Genomic DNA, 19,085 nt, shown 5'->3' with positions numbered 1-19,085 from the left:
CGTCTGCGGGCGGTTCCTTTTTCACATCCTGCTAATGAGAACCCGGCGCACCTGGGGCGTCGGCCAATAACAAGCAAAAGGTAAGGAAATGACAACAACAATGGGTTTTGATAGCAAAGGAAACGTTCGTCGCTCGCCGTGGCGGCTGAACGCGCTGGTCTGCTGCATGGCGCTGGCGGGGTATGCGCAGGCGGCACCGCACGAGGTGAACGGCCAAGCTGGCGATCCGGCCAGCTGGCGCAGCGCCGAATTCAACGCCAACTGGGGGCTGGGGGCGATCCATGCCGATGAGGCCTACGCCGCCGGTTATACCGGCAAAGGGCAGAAGGTGGGCATTTTCGACACCCCGGTCAACCGCCATCCCGAGTTCGCCGGCGACGGCAAACTGATCAACGTGGTCACCGAAGGCTATCGCGCCTACACCGATCTGCACCGGCCGGGCATTAACGCCGGCGACCGCTTTTACTTCGACGGCACCTTCCACTTCTACAGCGGCTCACAGGGCATGCTGAGCAATCACGGGGTGCACGTCGCGGGCATCAGCGCCGCCAACCGCGATGGCGTCGGCATGCACGGCGTGGCCTTCGATTCGCAGGTGATCAGCGTCGATAACGACAACGACGGCCCGGCCTACGGCGAATTTCTCGGCCTGGACGGCGCCGTCACCAATGCCGGCTGGCAGGCGATGATCAACAGCGGTGCGCGGGTGATCAACAACAGCTGGGGCGTCAGTATTCCCGACTTTCTGTCCGACGGCGGCCGCGATCCTAACGCGCTGCACTTTGAGCTGAAGGATGCGCAGGAACAATTCGATCAGGTCAAACCGCTGCTCGGCAGCCTGGCCGGCGCAGGCTATCAGGGCGCCATCGACGCGGCGCGCAAAAATATTCTGGTGCTGTTCGCCGCCGGCAACGACGGCAACTACAACCAACCGGATGTGATCAGCGGGCTGGCCTACTTCGTGCCGGACATCGCGCCGAACTGGCTGTCGGTTGCCAGCGTGGCGCAGGATGCGGCATCGACCAACAGCGTGCCTTACACCATCAGCGGCTTCTCTTCCCGCTGCGGCTATACCGCCAGCTTCTGCGTCTCGTCGCCGGGCAGCAAAATCTACAGCACCGTGGCCAATGGTTCCGATCCGGCCAACCTGGTGTCGGACTACGGCAATAAAAACGGCACCTCGATGGCGACGCCGCACGTCACCGGCGCGGTGGCGGTGTTGCTGCAGCGCTTCCCGTACATGACCTCGGCGCAGATTGCCGACGTGTTGAAAACCACCGCCACCGACATGGGCGCGCCGGGCATCGATGCGCTCTATGGCTGGGGGATGATCAACCTGGGCAAGGCCATCAACGGCCCGGGTATGTTCTATACCGTCGAGGATATTCCCGCGGAGTTCCGCATCCCGGATCCGACGGGCGTGGCCTATGGCCCGACCCAGTTTGTCGCCAATATTCCGGGGAGGGGCGCCGAGGTGGATGCCGGTACGTTGCACGCCAGGAAATGTGATGACTTCCACTGTGGATGGGAAATCTACTCCAACAACATTTCCGGCCACGGCGGCCTGACCAAAGAGGGCGCGGGAATCCTGGAGCTGACCGGCACCAACACCTATGCCGGCCCGACGCTGGTCAATCAGGGGCGGCTGGCAGTCAACGGCTCGGTCACCTCGGCCGTCAGCGTGCAGAACGGCGGCATCGTCGGCGGCAGCGGCACGGTCGGTTCGCTGACCGCCCGTCAGGGCGGCACCGTGGCGCCGGGCAACTCGATCGGCACCCTGAACGTGGCGGGTAACGTCAGCTTCGAGCCGGGTTCGCGCTACGCGGTGGAAGTGGGGCCGAACGGCCAGAGCGATCGGATCCAGAGCAGCGGATCGGCGACGATCGGCGGCGGCGAGGTGGCGGTGACGCTGGAGAACAGCCCCAACCTGCTGACGCAAAGCGAGGTGCGCAGCCTGCTGGGCCAGCAGTACAACATTTTGAGCGCGCAGCAGGGGGTGAGCGGGCAGTTTGACGCGGTGGCGCCGAACTACCTGTTCCTCGGCACCGGGCTGAGCTACCAGCCGACCGGGGTGACGCTGAGCGTCGGGCGCAACGGCACGAGCTTCGCCAGCGTGGCGCAGACGCCGAACGAGCGGGCGGTGGCGGCAGCGGCGGATGCGCTGGCGGCGGGCAATCCGGTGTACGAGAGCCTGCTCGGCAGCGGCACGGCGGGCGAAGCGCGGCAGGCGTTCCGTCAGCTGTCGGGGCAAATCCATGCGGATATCGCGTCGGCGCTGGTGAACGACAGCCGCTACCTGCGTGAGGCGCTGAACGGGCGTCTGCGTCAGGCGGAAGGGCTGGCGAGCTCGTCGGCCATCAAGGCGGACGAGGGCGGTGCCTGGGCGCAGCTGCTGGGGGCGTGGGACCACGCGTCGGGCGACGCCAACGCCACGGGTTATCAGGCCTCGACCTACGGGGTGCTGGTGGGGCTGGACTCGGCGGCGGCGGACGACTGGCGGTTGGGGGTAGCGACCGGCTACACCCGCACCTCGCTGCACGGCGGGTACGGGTCGAAGGCGGACAGCGACAACTACCACCTGGCGGCGTACGGCGACAAGCAGTTCGGGGCGCTGGCGCTGCGCGGCGGGGCGGGCTACACCTGGCACCGCATCGATACCAAGCGGTCGGTGAACTACGGGATGCAGTCGGACCGCGACACGGCGAAGTACAGCGCGCGCACCGAGCAGCTGTTCGCGGAAGCGGGTTACAGCGTGCAGGGTGAGTGGCTGAACCTGGAGCCGTTCGTGAACCTGGCGTACGTGAACTTCGAGAACAACGGTATCGCGGAAAGCGGCGGCGCGGCGGCCTTGCGCGGGGATAAACAGCATACCGACGCGACGGTATCGACGCTGGGTCTGCGTGCGGACACCGAATGGCAGGTGAGCGCGGGCACGACGGTGGCGCTGCGCAGCGAGCTGGGGTGGCAACACCAGTACGGCGGGCTGGAGCGAGGCACCGGGCTGCGGTTCAACGGCGGCAACGCGCCGTTCGTGGTGGACAGCGTGCCGGTCTCGCGCGACGGGATGGTGCTGAAGGCGGGGGCGGAAGTGGCGGTGAACGAGAACGCCACGCTGTCGCTGGGCTACGGCGGGCTGCTGTCGCAGCACCACCAGGACAACAGCGTCAACGCCGGCTTCACCTGGCGCTTCTGACCTTCAACGGCGATCTCAAGGACAACGGAGCCGGCATGCCGGCTCCGTTTTTATTTGCGGCTGCGGGGTGAGTCCGTATGATGGCGCGGCGCCAGGGGCAATAAAAAACCGGGACCCTGACGGATCCCGGCTCAAAAGTGGGTAAAACAGATTAGCGCTAAAGGCTCAAGCCCCGTTTTGCTTGTGCAGTCCGAGCGATGTGCTCATCGTCTCAGTAGCGGCAACGGAACAAATTTTCCCTGGTGTTACTATGGTTATTATTAAAAAACGTGCTGGTGTTATTTTTTATAGTGTATTGCTGTATGTCTCTTTTGATACCATGTTTGACGATGCAACATGGTATGTCAAGCAACGTTTTTAACGCATAATTGCATGAGATGCTAGTTTTAGATGTGGCTTTTTCAGCAGAAATAATCAAAACGACTGATAAATCAGTAAAAAAAATCGAAGGAACAAATGGATAACAATCACCAAAAATTCGATTCACAGTCGATTGCCAATCGGGTCAGGGAGCTGTTTTTACATTACGGGATTGGAAAACGTCAGCATGCCCGAGAGCTCAGCCGCATCTTGGATCTGAGTTTTTCACATGCGCACCGCAAACTGAAAGGGCAAAGCCCTTGGACGCTGGAGCAGATCAACAGCGTCGCGGCCGCGCTGGGAGAAACGCCGGCGGCGATCGCCGATTTGAGCGCCGAACACGAGACGCCCGAGCCAAACATGGCGCGCGATGCCATCTTTGTCGTGGCGGGGGTGGCGATACCTTGCGTCGGGCACATCGGCGACGAGCTTGCTGCCGGGCGGCCGGCGGAGTTTGTGGCGCTGCGCGTGGAAGGGCAGTGGCATATCTATCGCGCTGATGAGGCGCCGGCAGGCCCGCGTTACGGCGTCGATCTGATCGAAATCCGGCCCGGCTTCGGCGACGACGAGCGGCTGAGCATCGCGGTATTGGACGATTCGCATCAGGCGGCCGATGAGCTGGCCAAGTATCTCGGCGGCTGCGGTTTCAACGCGGTGGCGTTTTACGACGTCGACAGCTTCTGTCAGGCATTGCAGCAAAGTCTGTTCGACGGCTACGTGGTGGACTGGCTGATCGGTGAGGAAACGGCGGATCGCTGTATCGCCACTATCCGCGCCTCCGACAACCCGGATGCGCCGGTACTGGTGCTGACCGGCGAGCTGGGGACCGACCGACGCGAGTCGGAAATCGCTCAGGCGATGCGCGAGTACGACGTGCTCGGCCCTTATGAAAAGCCGGTGCGGCTCCATGTGATCGAAGCCGCACTGCAACGCTGTTTTAATCTTTAGCGGGGAACACCTCGGCCAGCGCGCTCGACAGCGCATCCAGCCGGACCGGCTTCATCAGGTAGTTGTCGAACAGGGCGCGCTGGTCCGCCGTCAGCTGCTCCGGCGTGTAGGCGCTGATGCCGATGATCGGCACATGGCGGTTGGGGCCGCGACGGTTGCGCAGCTGCCTGGCCAGGGCGGCCCCGTCGATGCCCGGCATCTGCAGATCCAGCAACAGCGCGTCGTAAGGGCGTCTGAGCAGCTTCTGCAGCGCGCGCTCCGGCGAGTCGCACAGTTCGTGCTGATAGCCCAGCTTGTCCAATAGCGCCGCAAAGGCGTCACCCACCGACTTGTTGTCATCCACCACCAGGACCTGCTGCGGCTTCTGCTGCAGAGAAGCATTGGCGGCGGCGGGCTCGTCGGCACGTTCGTCTTCACTGATCTGCACCGGAATGCTGACGATAAAGGTGCTGCCCTTCTTGATTTCGCTGTACACCGTGATGGTGCCGTCGAGCAACGTCACCAGGCCGTGCACGATCGCCAGCCCCATCCCCACGCCGGCATACTGCTTGGTATGCGACTGATCCAACTGGGTAAAGGGTTTGAAGATCTGATCGAGCTGGTCTTTTTCGATACCGATGCCGGTGTCGGTCACTTCGATGATCAACGAACTGCCGCCCGATTGGCGGCGCAGGCAGCTGTGCAGCGTGATGCTGCCGCTTTCGGTGTATTTGTAGGCGTTGGTCAGCAGGTTGACGATAATCTGCCGGATGCGCAGCGGATCGGAGTGCACCAGCAGGTGGCTGCACTCCACCTCGCAGCTGAGTTTGACCTGCTCTTTGCGGGTCAGGGTGGCGATTTCGTTGGCGGTCTCCGCGATCAGCTTCTGCGCGTCGAACGGCACGATGCGCAATTCCATCATGCCGCTGTCGAGGTGCGCATAGTCGGTCAGATCTTTCATCTGGCTTTCGATTTGCTGCGCGGCGGTCTCCAGCCGCTGGAAAGTGTCCGCATGCTCCACCGACACCCGGGTGTTCACCAGTACGTCGATGGCCGACATCACGCTCTGCAACGAGGTGCGCAGCTCGTGGCCGATGGCGCCGAGGAAGGCGTTCTTGGTGCGAGTCGCTTTCTCCGCCTCGATCGCCTTGGCCTGCTGGCGAATGGTCAGCCGCTGCTGGCGGAACACGATCAGGGTGATGGCGATCAGCGCAATCACCGAGAACATGACGATCACCAACCCATAGAAAATAATGTGCCGTTTCTCGATGTAGTCCTCATAGGCGGCGGTGCGCTGCTTCACCTCGGCGTGGTCGGTCAGGTTGGCCATTTCGATGGCGTAAGGCTTGATGGCCTTCATGGCCGCGAAAACCTGGTCGAAGTCGATTTTCGGGCTGTCCAGCAGCTTATCGATGCGATCCATCTGCAGGCGCATCTGTTTGACCACTTCCGGGTAGCCCGGCTCGGCGTACAGCGGCTGGGTCGATTCGGAGACGGTTTCCAGCACGTAAAAGCGCGAATAGAGGATTTCGAACCGCAGCCGCAGATTGTCGTTGTCGACCTGCGGAGCGTGGCTCTGCTGCTCGACGAAGGTGTCGAATTCCGCCAGCTTGATGGAGAACTTGGCGATCGACCACGAGTAGTTCTCCTGCGTGCCGGCGATGGCATACAGCCCTTTCTTCGACAGGGTGGCGCTGTAGTAATAGAGCGTGACGGTCGACGCCACCAGAAACAGCGCGGCAAAGATCGCCGGGATCGCCAGCCTGCTGCCGTTCTTAAAGGTCGTCAGCTTCATTTGATCACGATCCTGTCGACTTGCCAGATAAAGCGCGAGTTGTACAACGGCGAGTTCAGTTCAGGCCCGGCGGCGTCGCGCGGGTAAACCAGGAACAGCGGGCCGAAGTTTCTGAGCTTCAGCATTTCCCCGTCCATCTTGTAGGCCAGGATCATGTTGTACTTTTTGACGTCGGACAGCGGCACGTCGATGTAATAATCGTTCAGCGCGTAGAAGGTCAGCGTCTCGCCCTTGGCGCCGACGCGCTCCAGGATATCGGCCACTGAAATTCCTTCGAATTTTCTCTGCGGCGTCCAGGACGTGGAGGTGGTGATGCTGCGCACCGGCATCGCCAACAGCTGCTTATCGGTGAACAGATAGCTTTTATTGACCGGGTCGGTCACGTTGTCGATCTTGCCCGCCACTTCCAGGGTAAAGCTGAGCGCGCTGCTCTGGGCGATAATCAGGGCCACGCAGGCCATCGCAAGGGTTTTGCATAGTTTGAACAGCATCGGTGTTCTCCAGAGGCGCGGGGAGGTTGTATCAGTCCCGCTAATTTATCAGGCAGAATAATGGCAGAAAAAGCAGGCGGGTGCGAAGGGAATAGTAAACCGCACAAAAAGAACAGGCCGGTGTTTACCGGCCTGAGAATGGGCTAACCGCAGCGGTTAGCGCATGGTAACGAACTCTTCCGCCGCGGTCGGGTGGATCGCCACGGTGTTGTCGAAGTCCTTCTTGGTGGCGCCCATCTTCACCGCTACCGCGAAGCCCTGCAGGATTTCATCCATGCCGAAGCCGATGCCGTGCAGGCCGACGATCTTCTCTTCTTTACCCGCGCACACCAGCTTCATGCGGCACGGCTGGCGGTGCTGCGTCACGGCGCTGTACATGGCGGTGAAGGAGGATTTGTATACCTTCACGTTGTCCGCCCCGAACTTCTCGATGGCTTCCGGCTCGGTCAGGCCGACGGTGCCGATCGGCGGGTGGCTGAACACCACGGTGGCGATGTTGCTGTAATCCAGGTGCTCGTCCGGCTTGTTGTTGAACAGGCGCTCGGACAGGCGGCGGCCGGCGGCCACGGCGACCGGGGTCAGCTCTACCGCGCCGGTGTTGTCGCCCACCGCGTAGATGCCTTTGACGTTGGTATTCTGGAACTTATCGACGTCAATGTAGCCTTGATCGTTGGTCTTCACCCCGGTAACGCCGAGGTTCAGGTTGTCGGTCGCCGGTTCGCGGCCGATGGCCCAGATCAGGCAGTCGACGGTGAATGCCTTGCCGTTTTCCAACTGCAGCGTCAGGCTGCCGTCGGCGTTCTTGACGATCGCTTTCGGCACCGATTCGGTGTGCAGGCTCGGCCCTTCGGTGTTCATCACTTCCACCAGGGTTTCGACGATCATCGGATCGAAGCTGCGCAGCGGCGCGTGCTTGCGCACAAACAGGTGCGTTTCCGCGCCCAGCGCGTTCAGCACGCCGGCGATCTCTACGGCGATATAGCCGGCGCCGACTACGGCGACGCGCTTCGGCATGGCGTCCAGCTCAAAGAAGCCGTCGGAGTCGATGCCGTATTCCGCACCCGGAATCGCCGGGTGGCTCGGGCGGCCGCCGGTGGCGATCAGGATGTGGTCGGCGGTGATGGTCTCGCCGTTCACTTCCACGGTGTGCGCATCCACGAAGCGCGCGAAGCCTTTGATCACGTCGACCTTGTTCTTGCCCAACACGTTGTCGTAGGAGTTGTGGATGCGGTCGATATAGGCGGTGCGGTTGGCGACCAGCTTCTTCCAGTCGAAGGCGTTGACGGTGGTGTCGAAGCCGTAGTCCGGGCCGTACTGATGGATGGCCTCGGCGATCTGCGCCGCGTGCCACATGACTTTTTTCGGTACACAACCCACGTTTACACAGGTGCCGCCCAGCTCTTTGGCTTCAATCAGCGCACACTTTTGGCCGTACATGGCTGCCCGGTTGATCGATGCGATACCGCCGCTGCCGCCGCCAATTGCTAGATAATCGTAATGTTTCGTCATCTGGGATTTCCATGAGTTGTGAATTTGAAGAGGGTAAGAGTTTAACGCCTGACCGGGGTTTGTCGCAAAGATTGCGTCGATGGCTGCGATAGGTGGACGCAGGGCGCGGCGAACCGCGCCCTGCCGGGGATTATTCCGGTACCACCCAGTTCACCAGATGGTGGCCGATGCCCGACGGCACCAGCACCTTGTGCAGCCACGGCAGCACGTTTTTCATCTGCTGCTCCAGCTTCCACGGCGGGTTGATGACGATCATGCCGGAGGCGGTCATGCCGCGCTGATCGCTGTCGGGTTTCACCGCCAGTTCGATCTGCAGAATGCGGCGAATGCCGGTGGCTTCCAGATCGCGCAGCATGCGTTTGATCTGCTGGCGCATCACCACCGGGTACCACAGCGCGTAAGTGCCGGTGGCGAAACGCTTGTAGCCTTCCTGAATGCCTTTGACCACGTCCTGGTAATCGGTCTTCATTTCATACGGCGGGTCCATCAGGATCAGGCCGCGGCGCGACAGGGGCGGCAGCTGGGATTTCAGCTGCTGATAGCCGTCGGCGCGCTGCACTTTGGCGCGTTCGTCTTTCTGGAACTCGCTGCGCAGCAGCGGGTAGTCGCTCGGGTGCAGCTCGGTCAGGTGAATTTTGTCCTGCGGGCGCAGCAGCTGGCGGGCGATCAGCGGCGAGCCGGGATAGTAGCGCAGCGTGCCGGAACGGTTGAAGTTGTGTACCACGCTCATGTAGGCCGCCAGCTCTTCCGGCAGATCGTCGCGCTGCCACAGCAAGCCGATGCCTTCCAGGTATTCGCCGGTGCGCTCGGCGTGTTCGCCGCTGAGCTGATAACGGCCTGCGCCCGAGTGGGTATCCAGATACAGGAACGGCTTCTCTTTTTCCTTCAGCGACTCGATGATCAGGCTCTGAACGGTGTGTTTGAGCACGTCGGCGTGGTTGCCGGCGTGGAAACTGTGGCGATAACTCAACATAATGTTTTGATGCTTCCTAATGGTTTCATTATTTTATTAAAAATCAGTAAATTAACTTTTTCCGATACCTAATCTGGTTCTGGTGTTTATTGATGTTTTCGAGCTTTTACGGTAAACCGTTGATCACGTGGTTGATCACGAAAACCGGAATTTATCCTCATGGCATCCAGCATAAACCACCTGACTGACAAAAAGCTCAAAGCACTTGCTGCCGGAGGGCATGACAAAGAATATACACTATCCGATGGTGGGGGGTTGATGATTCGAATTAGCAAAAACGGTGCAATAAGCTGGTTCTATCAATACAAGCTAGAAGGTCGCTCATCGACGGTATCCCGCCCTCGGCTGGGGCGCTACCCTGATATGTCGCTAGCAAAGGCAAGAGAAATGCGTAGCCAGTGCCGCAGGTGGCTTGCTGAAGGCAAAGATCCCAAACGCATGCTAAAACTTGATAGGGAATCATCACTAAAACCAGTAACGGTAAGGGATGCTATAGAATATTGGTTGGCAGAATATGTGGATGGAAATATTATTAACGACTCTAGATACAGAGAACGCTTTAATAAGCATATTTTTCCATACATCGGTGATATTGCTCTATCTGATTGTGAAACCCACCTTTGGCTTGTATGTTTTGCAAGAACGAAGAAGAATGCACCCAGTACCGCAGGCATGTTGCTGCAAATGTCGCAGCAAGCTCTTAAATTCTGTCGAGTACGGCGATTTGCTTCATGCAATCATTTGGATGACCTCACCGCTCAAGATATAGGTGTAAAAATTAAAAAAAGAAAACGGTTTTTAAATCGTGAAGAGTTTGGTGATTTAATAAAAGCAATTAATGGCGGGGTCTTCAACCATTATTACTCGAATTTAGTATATTTGCTAATTGTTTTCGGCGCTAGGACGGTGGAAGTTAGACTGTCAGAATGCCATGAGTGGGATTTAAAAAGTAAGGTATGGACGACTCCAGAGTCTCATAGCAAAACAAATGAGAAAATAGTACGACCAATACCGGACAGAGTAGCCCCTATGATAGAGCGATTGTTAGAGGAAAACAAAGAAAGTGGCTATTTACTTGGTGAATTAAAGAAGAACACCGCTGTTAGTCAAACTGGGGGAAGGATTTATAAACAGTTGAGGCATGTCGAACGGTGGCGTCTTCATGATTTACGAAGGACTTTTTCTACATACTTAAATGATCTAGGTGTAGCACCGCATATAGTTGAATTGTTGTTGGGGCATAGCCTTGGCGGAGTGATGGCGGTGTATAATAGGAGCTTGTATATGAACGAGAAGCTTGATGCTTTAAATATATGGCTTGATGAACTTCAAAAGATAGCTGGAAAAAACGTGTTTTGCTTTCCCGTATCTCGTTGAGACTCAGAATTACAAGGATGCCTATTTATGTCATTACCATTAAAAGAATTTTATCCAATATCTCAAGTTGCTGATTTGTTATCTTGTACTATTGATGATCTGGTTCATTGGGCGGCCATTGGCTCTTTAAGATTATACATTAAAGTTGAAGGCGCAATAGGGATAATTAATGATTATGTTACGGAGGATACTGAATATTTCATTCAGGATATCATCAATGAAACGTCATTTGCGGAATTATCAAATGATGACAGAGAAGATTTATCGCCACAGGTGATGTATCAGGTATTGATTGAATATATTAATAAGCATGGGCTTGATAGTATATCCCCTGTTCGTGATGGATATGCGGCATTGACCTATATCACTGGTTGCTATGTATCAGAAGACTTATGTCTTGCGGAAAGTTTTATTTTGAATGGTCGTGTGGAAGGTGGTAATGATTCCAGGCTTGAGCTGATAAAGTCAAAAGTAGATGAAGAATATCATGGCGAATTAGTGTCAGTTACTGGCTTCTTAGGGCTTGGTAATGAATTTTTCCATAACTATACATTCAACAATAAATTGATAGCTAATTATGGAGCTTCATTTAATGAAACGATAATGCCAGAAAACAATATCATGATTAATTTGATTCCCGATTGCGACGTTGAAATAAAAAATTGTGACTTATTTGTCTTGAAAAAAGATTTTATTAGGATTCGTTGCGCCTTTGAGTCTAATGAAGAGCTGGATAAGATTTATAATGTGATGAATATCTCTAACTTACATAGCTGGGCATTTGCACCGGGCATTAATGCTAAAAATAAAGTTGTTCCATTGGAGAAAAAAGAAAGGGTGTCTGCAAGGGCAAAGGATGCCATTAGGATTTTAATTAATCAACTTTACCCTGAATTAAAAGAGAATCCAGCTAAGTTAGCTGGTGTTTTAACTGCGGAAGCAAATAGACAAGGTACGCCATGTAAATTTGATAAGACAACTGTTTCCAAATGGTTAAAGGACTAATCGCCATCTAATTAAGCTGCGTCAGTGGCTTAATTAGACCTCTGTTGCTTGCTTGCGCGAATCAGGTACTCAAGAATGCTTACGAAAGCGCAAGAACAACGGAGGCTACATGTCAGAGCATATATTCATCCCGCCAACACCAGAACAGCGACGCACCATTTTGGCTGAATATGGTTTTTCTATAGAGCGACGTGTTCGTGAAAAAGAATGCAAGCTCATGACGAGCCTTTCACGCTCTACTCGGCACGTCTTGGAGAAGGAAGGGCGATTTCCACGGCATCAATATTTAGGTCGCAATTCTTGCGCCTGGCTTCTAAGTGACGTTCTTTGGTGGGTGCGTAATCCACCGAAGGTTGATGCGGTGAATAACCCATATGAGAAGAAGTTAGAGAGCGAAAATATGAAGTGCGGTGCTCAAAGCGATTAGAGCTTGAATTCTCATGAGTTTAGATTTGGCGTTAAGCAATAAACTTTGGGGGTAATGCCCGGATTATTCCGTGAGGTGTATATTATGTTTCATGTCACGAAAGCTGCGACGTATGGCGTTCTGTACGTTAATAGTCAATATTTTCATGTAAAGCACTTGCGCTACCGTGAAAATGCGGGTTATAGTTTCTTCGTTGCTGCAAAATCAGTAACCGGGCGTAGGAACCCGTGTATGTTATCGGCGACGATAGACGCGCCATGCGTCTTTTTTTACGTCGCAATCAACGCCACAGAGCGCCATTTTATGGTGTGGTGCGTTCACACCGGGCATGCAATTGCCGGGTATGGGCAGATGTCGCATCACTCCACCGTGTCAATGGTAGCTCAGGCGGGGCAGCTTTCGGGCTGGCCGGTTTCCGATAACGCCGGTATTCCTACCCCCGTCTGGGCTATCGCCATCAGTGAGCGTAGGAACTCCGGCGATAGCGTAATTTACGTTGTTATCGGAGGTTGCCTTATGGCTACTGCCCCAATTCACACACCCCCTCAATTTGTATGGCTATTTCTCGCTGTCCGCCGTTCTGACGCGCTCGATCGCCCACACCGCCATCAGGTCACAGCCCCAACCTATGACGCCGCACGTCGCCTTGTGGCGCGTGATTTCGTTGCTACCTTTGCAGGGCGCCTACCGGCCGAGAGGGCCAATCATGCTTAAGACGTTCCAGGTGGCCGGCTATGCCGTGAATAAGCGCGGTAATACCGTCGCTGTTCGCTATGACGTGCAGGCCTCTAATGTTATCCAGGCAAAACAGGTTGCGGAGCAGGTTGCCGCAGAGAAAGGATTTACTTACCCGCGTTTAACGAGCGCTATCTCTCGGAGAAGACAAAATGTCTAGTTTATTTCGCAAACAACTCTACATTGTTTACTTCTGCTGTATCGACCCTGACGGGGCTTACGCCACGGCAGATTGCGTAACCGAAGCATTGACGCAAACTCAGGCCAAAAGCCAGGTTATTTCAGCGGCAAAGTTACAAGGATTTAGTCGCATTGAAATTACCGATTGTTGCTTGGCAACAAAAGACGACATTGAGCGTGTTACTCAATTGGCTGAGGCTGAGATGTCGGGAGCTCCAGGCGGGATTTCATTGAATTAAATTGGTGAGGTTATCGCATAGCGTTATTGGCGATTAATATTGCTTTGGCTTGCCAATTATAAATATTTGTACGCTGACCGTAAAATACTGTGCATATGAGTTCTAAATCGCACTGCCGCTGCCTGAACTTTCAGGGTAGAGGTGAAAACACATTTACGCTGTAGGCGATAAAGGGAGTTTGGAATGAAAACAAACAATGAGCGCGATTGTGCTCAGGTCATCCCCATGCCTAAATTCAGTAAAAAAGAAAATGCTAACGAGGGTGTAAACATGAAAAGCACAAATATCAGTATCGACGGATACCGTAAAATCCACCGTGTTAAAAACGTCTCTTTTAATATGCATTTGCTCATTCGTCACCAAGAAGCAAATGCCGCTCCGCTGCTTTGGATTCCAGATATTTTTAGCTATATCGCTGACGACATAAGCGACATTAGCGAGGAGTTGAAGGCGAAAGGGCTGTTTGACCAATGGTTACAGCAAGAACGCGATGAAATTGATAATGCGTAATGTAAAGAAAAAGCGCCGGTAAGACGGCGCTTTTGAGGATTTAAAATGAATAACACTCTTCACCAAGAAATCATACGCCGATTGGTACGTGAATTCCAGTTTAAAGAGCAGAATGGATATTTACGTCAAGGTATTTGTCCTCATTGCAAAAAAAAGGAGTTATTCACCAGTGTGGACAAGCCTTATGTGTTGCGCTGTGGCCGGGAAAATAAATGTGGCGGTGAAGTGGTTGTGAAAGAGCACTATGCCGATTTATTCGATAACTGGTCAGAACGCTACCAGCGCACCGAAAGACAGCCACACGCCGCCGCAGAGGCTTATTTGCGTGAGGGGCGCGGGCTGGATACGGCGTTGATCGCCGGCTGTTACAGCCAGGAAAGCTATCACCAGAAAGGGATCGGCAGCGCAACGGTACGCTTTACCCTGCCTGGCGGTGCGTATTGGGAACGGCTGATTGACCAACCTGAACGATTTGACCGTAAGGCCAACTTTGGCGGACGCTATGCTGGTCAATGGTGGAGCCGGCCCGAACAAGACCTCGCTGGGCAGAAAGAGATCTGGTTGGTTGAGGGGATTTTTGACGCCATCTGCCTGAATCAGAACGGCGTTACGGCGGTGTCGCTCATGACCTGCAACAACTACCCGGATAAAGCCTTGCAGGCGTTGGCAGGGTTGTACGACAGCAGCCCGCGCCCGGTGCTGGTTTGGGCGCTGGACAGGGGCCAGGCTGGGGAGCGGGCGATACGTAAGCACGTTGAGCGCTGCCGCGCCGAGGGATGGACGGCAAAGGCAGCTCTTCCGCCAGACAGCAAGAAAAAAGCTGACTGGAACGATCTACACCTTCAGGGCAAGCTGACGGCCAAGGATTTGGACACTTACCGCTATTACGGTGCGCTCTTGATCGCGCGTAGCGCCAGCGATAAGGCGTTGCTGATGTTCAACCGCACCGAACGGCACGAGTTCCATTTTGAGTATGATTCCCGTCTTTACTGGTTCAAGCTCGATGTAGACCGTCACATGAAGGCGGTCGAGCGGATCCAGATGGCCGACCCGGATTTAGATGAACGTGACGCCAAGGCGAAGGCGCTGAAAGAGTCTGGGGCGGTGGCGGAGATCGCCAACTGCTACCCGACACCGCTGTATTTTCAGAAGTCAGAAGCAACGGACGAGGCATGGTACTACATGCGCGTGGATTTTCCGGGCGGTTTGCCTCCCGTTAAAGCCACATTCACCGCCGCGCAGCTCTCCAGTGCCTCCGAGTTCAAAAAAAGGCTTCTGCATGTGGCTAAGGGCGCGGTGTACACCGGCAACACCAATCAGCTCGACAAGCTGGCAAAGCAGGATTTGCCGAGGATCAAAGAGGTCAATACTCAAAATTTCATCGGGTATAACAAAGAGTTCGGCGCGTATGTGTTCAACGACGTGGCCGTGCATAACGGTACGCTCTACCCGCTCAACGATGAAGACTATTTTGAAATGCGCAGCCTCAGCCTGAAGAGTCTCAGCGCTTCGCCGCACCTGGCGTTAAATCCTGACCTGGCTGCGTTTGATCCCGGCTGGAGTGCCGACCTGTGGCGGGCGTTTGGCGTCAAGGGTTACATTGCGCTGGCCTTCTGGCTGGGGACGTTGTTTGCCGAGCAAATCCGCGCCGTACAGAAAAGCTATCCGTTCTTGGAGGTTGTTGGGGAACCCGGCTCCGGCAAAAGTACCCTGCTTGAATTTCTATGGCGGCTCAGTGGCCGGCCAGATTACGAAGGGTTCGACCCGTCTAAATCTACCCCCGTTGCGCGGGCTCGCAATTTTGCCCAGGTGGGTAACTTGCCGGTATGCCTGATTGAGGGGGATCGCACTCTGGATAACGCCAAACAACGGGCGTTTGACTGGGACGAACTGAAATCTCTGTACAACGGCCGTTCCCCGCGGGCGGTGGGTATCAAGACGAACAACAACGAAACCTATGAGCCGCCGTTCAAGGGGGCGATCATCATAGCGCAAAATGCCAATACGGACGGCTCTCCTGCGTTCCTGGAGCGCATCATTCATCTGCATACTGACCGGCGCGACCAAACTCCGCAGACCAAGGCCGCAGCGGAAGCGCTGGAGCGTTACCCGATCGAGTCTATTTCCGGTTTTGTCCTGCTGGCCGTTCTCAAGGAGCGGGAGATTATGGAGCGATTTTTTATCCGCTTTGTGGCCGCCGAAGCGGAGGTGTTGGCCGTGATGCCCTCGCAGCATATCCGCATCATCAAAAACCATGCGCAGCTGATCGCCTTGCTGGAGGCGCTAGCGCTGGTGCTGCCTTTGGAAAGCCGACATATCGAGGAAACAAAGAACGTGCTTCTCAAGATGGCGCCGGAACGTCTCAAGGCTGTCCAGGCTGAACACCCCCTCGTGCAAGAATTTTGGGAGGTCTTCGATTACTTGGATTCGGTGGTACCGGGTGGCATCAACCACGCGCGAGAGCCGGGCGAGATCGCCGTGCAATTTAGCCATTTTCAGGAGGAGGCAAGCCACCACCGGCAATCACACGCCGACATCAAGGAGATCAAGAAGCTACTGGAGGGAGCCAAAGCTCGGCGTATTCTTCGCAAAGGGGCGGTCAGGAGTCGGGTTTATGAGGCCTATAATCGTCAGCTCCCTGCCGACAGCCCAGCCAGGCGGAGCGAGGTGCAGCATTGTTGGATATTTAAAGCGCAGGACTGACAACGGTAACTATCGAGGTTGATGATGAAGAAAAAATTTTGCCTTACCACATCGCGGCAGAGTGACGCCGTGTGCTACCAAAGAGAAAGTGCCTGGCTTGCGCATTGCGAGGCAGAGGAGATCCCCTATATCCAGTTGCGCCGACGAACAAAACGAACGGATATTCATTGGGATTACATTACATACCCGCACTCCCTGGATGAAGCCTTTAATGGCGAGCGTGGCGCATGGCTGCGCTCTGAGGTCAGAGAGATGTTTGCGCGGGTAGCCTATGAGAACCGCAATACCACAATGTCCTATATGGCAAGTGGATGGACAGCTGATTTTCACGATGTTCCCAACGCTATCGCTGAGAGCCTGGCCTGTGAGTTATACGGCCTTGTAGCACGTCATTTACTGAATTTTAAGGTGGCAATGGACAAAACCCCAGCTTAACCCTTGGCACCTCATTCCCCTGGTATCGTCATTTTTCGCTATGTTGGCCATCCGGCCCGCATAGCGTTTTTGTTTCTATCCCCCCACACTGCACCGGCAGGTATAGACGGCCCCGTCTATACCGCCTGGCATTGAGCACAGACATTGTTAACTGTCCCGGCCGTTCCTGAGCGCATAGACGCCTACGACCGTGCTGCAGCACAGGCATTTCTATCTGTACCAGAGTGGCCGGGAAGACTGGCGGATCATCACCCGCCGTCGCTCCCCTCACGGGCAGGTACAGGAAAACCCAATGATTAACAAGAAAGAGACATTGACACCACAAATGCGCTCGTAAATTAGCCTGCTTTAATGGTTTTCAAAATCTTAGGGGGTGTCTCGGAAACTCATTACATTATTACAAACCTGAAAAACATATCATAACACCATGATATATATAATAAATGTTTGTAATGGAATAACCATTACATACCATTACATGTAATAAAATGGATTTGTTACAAATGACGAAGGCAACCCATTGTTTTTAAAGGGCGTAATTTTTATGTAATGCGATGTAATGTCAGAGTTATTACAAATATTATCCATTAAAATCATTTGGTTAAGTCCTGATTTTAGACCCCGTAATAATGTAATAGGTTTCCGAGACACCAACTGGATTTTCGACGGAAGAGTCTTTTTCTTGTTAACAATAAATTCACAGGGTGTTGATGTGGCTGGTGCTGACTCTTCTGCCGGTATAGGGCATTTTGAGCGGCTTCACTCGACAAGCACATTCGCGGATCACTGAAGTAAGTTCCGGTAGCAGACCTTGATCGGCCTTGCGTGGTAGTGGCAACCCCGGCGCAAACGCTGGACTGGCGCCAACGGAAAGCGGCACTCGTCACATTGGCAGATGAGGGGTTTGGGTCGGAATATGCACGGCATTTTTAATGTATGGGAGCTGGATTGATAATGCTTGATTAGCTTTCATTGCTCCCACGTTCCACAATCTACACCCCATCATAGAAATGCATTGCTAGCCTGTATACTAAGTAAGCGGGGATAAAGCCAACACATGAGAGAAAAGCTAAGGCATATTTATAATCTGACTCCGAGATAAACGCGAAATAACCAATGATGACTAACGTCATAGCTCCAATGGCATTGCTAGTTCCAACGAGTATCTTGGATATAAGTTTATTCATGGCGGTCATTTTGCTACCTTTTGGAAGAATAGTTCAGCAATTCTATTAAATTCACTCCTACTGCTATGCCAAATGGCGATCGCATCTTCAAATGGCCTTGTCCGCTTCTCTACAAAAATATAAAGAAGGTCAAGATTTCCCATCCTTCTAAGTCGATCATACAAACGAGGGTTTCTTAATTTTAACTCGCGCGACGTGTAGATAGCGCGGGAGTTGATTGATCCAACGGTTAGAATAGAACTTAATGAAATGCTTACAGCGAGTTGAAGAATAAATCTTTCAGCTATCACAGCGCCAAGGTTCGCGCCAAGGACTTGGTTACTCACGAACCTACCCAGGAATTTACCAGAACCTTTTTCAATAATTAACTTTATTCGCTCAAGATCAACCTTCTCAAGAAAGTCATCAGCGACCATCCTTGCAATTTTAGCCAGGCTCTCTTTACTGGCTAGGCCAGACTTAATTAAGCGGATCATCCTCTCTGTATCATCTCTATTGGCGGTTCGGTTTTCGGTATCAAGGAAATCATAAGCCAAATAGCCAAGGTCAATAGGGAACGATATCGCTCCCTGGACAAACCCAATTATGAAGTTGTTATTCACATTTAAAGCGTCGGCCATATCCTGAGCGATATCTTTTGCACTTTTGTTCATCGTTCCATCCCTTGGAGTATCAAACCTTCATGCCTTGTTGTCCCACACCCGCCCAATCGGCAAAAAATCACGTCAGGCTTACCTTATTCTACAGTAAAATTTGGCTGCACAGGAACGCGCAATTTTGCACAGATTTTTGCCCACCAGAAAAACCCACCCAGGCCAGCACTGGCGCGGCCTCGGGCACTTTGCACAACTGCACAAAAAAGCACCCTTTTAGTGCGCGGGCGAGGCGGGGGAGCAACCGCGCGCCGGGCGTGCTGAGAGAGCTCGCTGTCGTTGTGAATCAGAAGGGGTATAGGTATGCATGAATTCGTCGCTGTAGGCGGCCAAGACGAGATGGAAAAGGAAACGGGAGGAGGTTGGGGGTTAAAGAGTCAAAACCT

General features: G+C 54.3%; 15 protein-coding genes. 10 read left to right on the top strand and 5 right to left on the bottom strand.

Annotation, left to right across the window (positions count from 1 at the left end):
• Positions 1 to 88: 88 nt before the first annotated feature.
• Both AC4PR2_RS10485 and AC4PR2_RS10480 read left to right on the top strand, forming a co-directional pair.
• Entirely contained in the window at positions 89 to 3,193 is a 3,105-nt protein-coding gene (locus AC4PR2_RS10485; protein ID WP_492175104.1) for an autotransporter outer membrane beta-barrel domain-containing protein, read from the top strand.
• A 456-nt stretch (positions 3,194 to 3,649) separates the two neighbouring features.
• Positions 3,650 to 4,501: a helix-turn-helix domain-containing protein gene (locus AC4PR2_RS10480; protein WP_038873866.1), complete on the top strand. Its 852-nt coding sequence runs from the start codon at positions 3,650 to 3,652 to the stop codon at positions 4,499 to 4,501.
• Here the strand turns inward: AC4PR2_RS10480 and AC4PR2_RS10475 are convergent.
• From AC4PR2_RS10475 to AC4PR2_RS10460, 4 genes are all read right to left on the bottom strand, one after another.
• A complete protein-coding gene (locus AC4PR2_RS10475; protein ID WP_102985379.1) occupies positions 4,491 to 6,275 on the bottom strand; it encodes an ATP-binding response regulator in 1,785 nt (594 codons plus the stop codon). The genes AC4PR2_RS10480 and AC4PR2_RS10475 overlap by 11 nt on opposite strands.
• Positions 6,272 to 6,766 carry a putative pterin-binding protein gene (locus AC4PR2_RS10470; protein ID WP_033636391.1) on the bottom strand — a complete coding sequence of 165 codons (495 nt, stop codon included), beginning with the start codon at positions 6,764 to 6,766 and terminating at the stop codon, positions 6,272 to 6,274. Before AC4PR2_RS10470 ends, AC4PR2_RS10475 begins: the two co-directional genes overlap by 4 nt.
• Before the next feature lie 156 nt (positions 6,767 to 6,922).
• Positions 6,923 to 8,275, bottom strand: coding sequence for a glutathione-disulfide reductase (gorA, locus tag AC4PR2_RS10465; RefSeq protein ID WP_141960502.1), 1,353 nt, complete (start codon positions 8,273 to 8,275; stop codon positions 6,923 to 6,925).
• Between the two features lie 130 nt (positions 8,276 to 8,405).
• On the bottom strand, positions 8,406 to 9,248 hold the full coding sequence (locus tag AC4PR2_RS10460) for a 23S rRNA (adenine(2030)-N(6))-methyltransferase RlmJ (RefSeq protein WP_004931012.1): 843 nt from the start codon (positions 9,246 to 9,248) through the stop codon (positions 8,406 to 8,408).
• Positions 9,249 to 9,407: 159 nt separating this feature from the next.
• Here AC4PR2_RS10460 and AC4PR2_RS10455 point away from each other — a divergent pair, with 159 nt between their 5' ends.
• The 8 genes from AC4PR2_RS10455 (at position 9,408) to AC4PR2_RS10420 (ending at position 16,859) form a co-directional block, all read left to right on the top strand.
• On the top strand, positions 9,408 to 10,625 hold the full coding sequence (locus AC4PR2_RS10455) for a tyrosine-type recombinase/integrase (protein WP_492175103.1): 1,218 nt from the start codon (positions 9,408 to 9,410) through the stop codon (positions 10,623 to 10,625).
• A 27-nt stretch (positions 10,626 to 10,652) separates the two neighbouring features.
• Positions 10,653 to 11,630 carry a hypothetical protein gene (locus AC4PR2_RS10450; protein WP_492175102.1) on the top strand — a complete coding sequence of 326 codons (978 nt, stop codon included), beginning with the start codon at positions 10,653 to 10,655 and terminating at the stop codon, positions 11,628 to 11,630.
• Positions 11,631 to 11,739: 109 nt separating this feature from the next.
• Entirely contained in the window at positions 11,740 to 12,057 is a 318-nt protein-coding gene (locus AC4PR2_RS10445) for a helix-turn-helix transcriptional regulator (RefSeq protein WP_492175101.1), read from the top strand.
• 84 nt (positions 12,058 to 12,141) lie between these two features.
• Positions 12,142 to 12,771, top strand: coding sequence for a host cell division inhibitor Icd-like protein (locus tag AC4PR2_RS10440; RefSeq protein ID WP_492175100.1), 630 nt, complete (start codon positions 12,142 to 12,144; stop codon positions 12,769 to 12,771).
• A 173-nt stretch (positions 12,772 to 12,944) separates the two neighbouring features.
• Positions 12,945 to 13,211, top strand: coding sequence for a hypothetical protein (locus tag AC4PR2_RS10435; protein ID WP_492175099.1), 267 nt, complete (start codon positions 12,945 to 12,947; stop codon positions 13,209 to 13,211).
• 183 nt (positions 13,212 to 13,394) lie between these two features.
• Positions 13,395 to 13,721 (top strand): derepression protein, encoded by a 327-nt coding sequence (locus AC4PR2_RS10430; protein ID WP_492175098.1) that lies wholly within the window; start codon positions 13,395 to 13,397, stop codon positions 13,719 to 13,721.
• A 45-nt stretch (positions 13,722 to 13,766) separates the two neighbouring features.
• Positions 13,767 to 16,424, top strand: coding sequence for a toprim domain-containing protein (locus AC4PR2_RS10425; RefSeq protein ID WP_492175097.1), 2,658 nt, complete (start codon positions 13,767 to 13,769; stop codon positions 16,422 to 16,424).
• Positions 16,425 to 16,445: 21 nt separating this feature from the next.
• A complete protein-coding gene (locus AC4PR2_RS10420; protein WP_492175096.1) occupies positions 16,446 to 16,859 on the top strand; it encodes a hypothetical protein in 414 nt (137 codons plus the stop codon).
• Between the two features lie 1,192 nt (positions 16,860 to 18,051).
• On the opposite strand, the gene AC4PR2_RS10415 is transcribed toward AC4PR2_RS10420, so the two are convergent.
• Positions 18,052 to 18,699, bottom strand: coding sequence for a hypothetical protein (locus tag AC4PR2_RS10415; RefSeq protein ID WP_492175095.1), 648 nt, complete (start codon positions 18,697 to 18,699; stop codon positions 18,052 to 18,054).
• Positions 18,700 to 19,085 lie beyond the last annotated feature (386 nt).

This window comes from Serratia sp. A07 (genome assembly GCF_058725505.1).
This window is presented reverse-complemented; position numbering and strand designations above follow the sequence as displayed.

What these genes read in the sequence shown, in the direction of transcription:
- AC4PR2_RS10485 (WP_492175104.1), top strand. Translation starts at nt 89, where the DNA reads ATGACAACAACAATGGGTTTTGATAGCAAAGGAAACGTTCGTCGCTCG.
- AC4PR2_RS10480 (WP_038873866.1), top strand. Translation starts at nt 3,650, where the DNA reads ATGGATAACAATCACCAAAAATTCGATTCACAGTCGATTGCCAATCGG.
- AC4PR2_RS10475 (WP_102985379.1), bottom strand. Translation starts at nt 6,275, where the DNA reads ATGAAGCTGACGACCTTTAAGAACGGCAGCAGGCTGGCGATCCCGGCG.
- AC4PR2_RS10470 (WP_033636391.1), bottom strand. Translation starts at nt 6,766, where the DNA reads ATGCTGTTCAAACTATGCAAAACCCTTGCGATGGCCTGCGTGGCCCTG.
- gorA (WP_141960502.1), bottom strand. Translation starts at nt 8,275, where the DNA reads ATGACGAAACATTACGATTATCTAGCAATTGGCGGCGGCAGCGGCGGT.
- AC4PR2_RS10460 (WP_004931012.1), bottom strand. Translation starts at nt 9,248, where the DNA reads ATGTTGAGTTATCGCCACAGTTTCCACGCCGGCAACCACGCCGACGTG.
- AC4PR2_RS10455 (WP_492175103.1), top strand. Translation starts at nt 9,408, where the DNA reads ATGGCATCCAGCATAAACCACCTGACTGACAAAAAGCTCAAAGCACTT.
- AC4PR2_RS10450 (WP_492175102.1), top strand. Translation starts at nt 10,653, where the DNA reads ATGTCATTACCATTAAAAGAATTTTATCCAATATCTCAAGTTGCTGAT.
- AC4PR2_RS10445 (WP_492175101.1), top strand. Translation starts at nt 11,740, where the DNA reads ATGTCAGAGCATATATTCATCCCGCCAACACCAGAACAGCGACGCACC.
- AC4PR2_RS10440 (WP_492175100.1), top strand. Translation starts at nt 12,142, where the DNA reads ATGTTTCATGTCACGAAAGCTGCGACGTATGGCGTTCTGTACGTTAAT.
- AC4PR2_RS10435 (WP_492175099.1), top strand. Translation starts at nt 12,945, where the DNA reads ATGTCTAGTTTATTTCGCAAACAACTCTACATTGTTTACTTCTGCTGT.
- AC4PR2_RS10430 (WP_492175098.1), top strand. Translation starts at nt 13,395, where the DNA reads ATGAAAACAAACAATGAGCGCGATTGTGCTCAGGTCATCCCCATGCCT.
- AC4PR2_RS10425 (WP_492175097.1), top strand. Translation starts at nt 13,767, where the DNA reads ATGAATAACACTCTTCACCAAGAAATCATACGCCGATTGGTACGTGAA.
- AC4PR2_RS10420 (WP_492175096.1), top strand. Translation starts at nt 16,446, where the DNA reads ATGATGAAGAAAAAATTTTGCCTTACCACATCGCGGCAGAGTGACGCC.
- AC4PR2_RS10415 (WP_492175095.1), bottom strand. Translation starts at nt 18,699, where the DNA reads ATGAACAAAAGTGCAAAAGATATCGCTCAGGATATGGCCGACGCTTTA.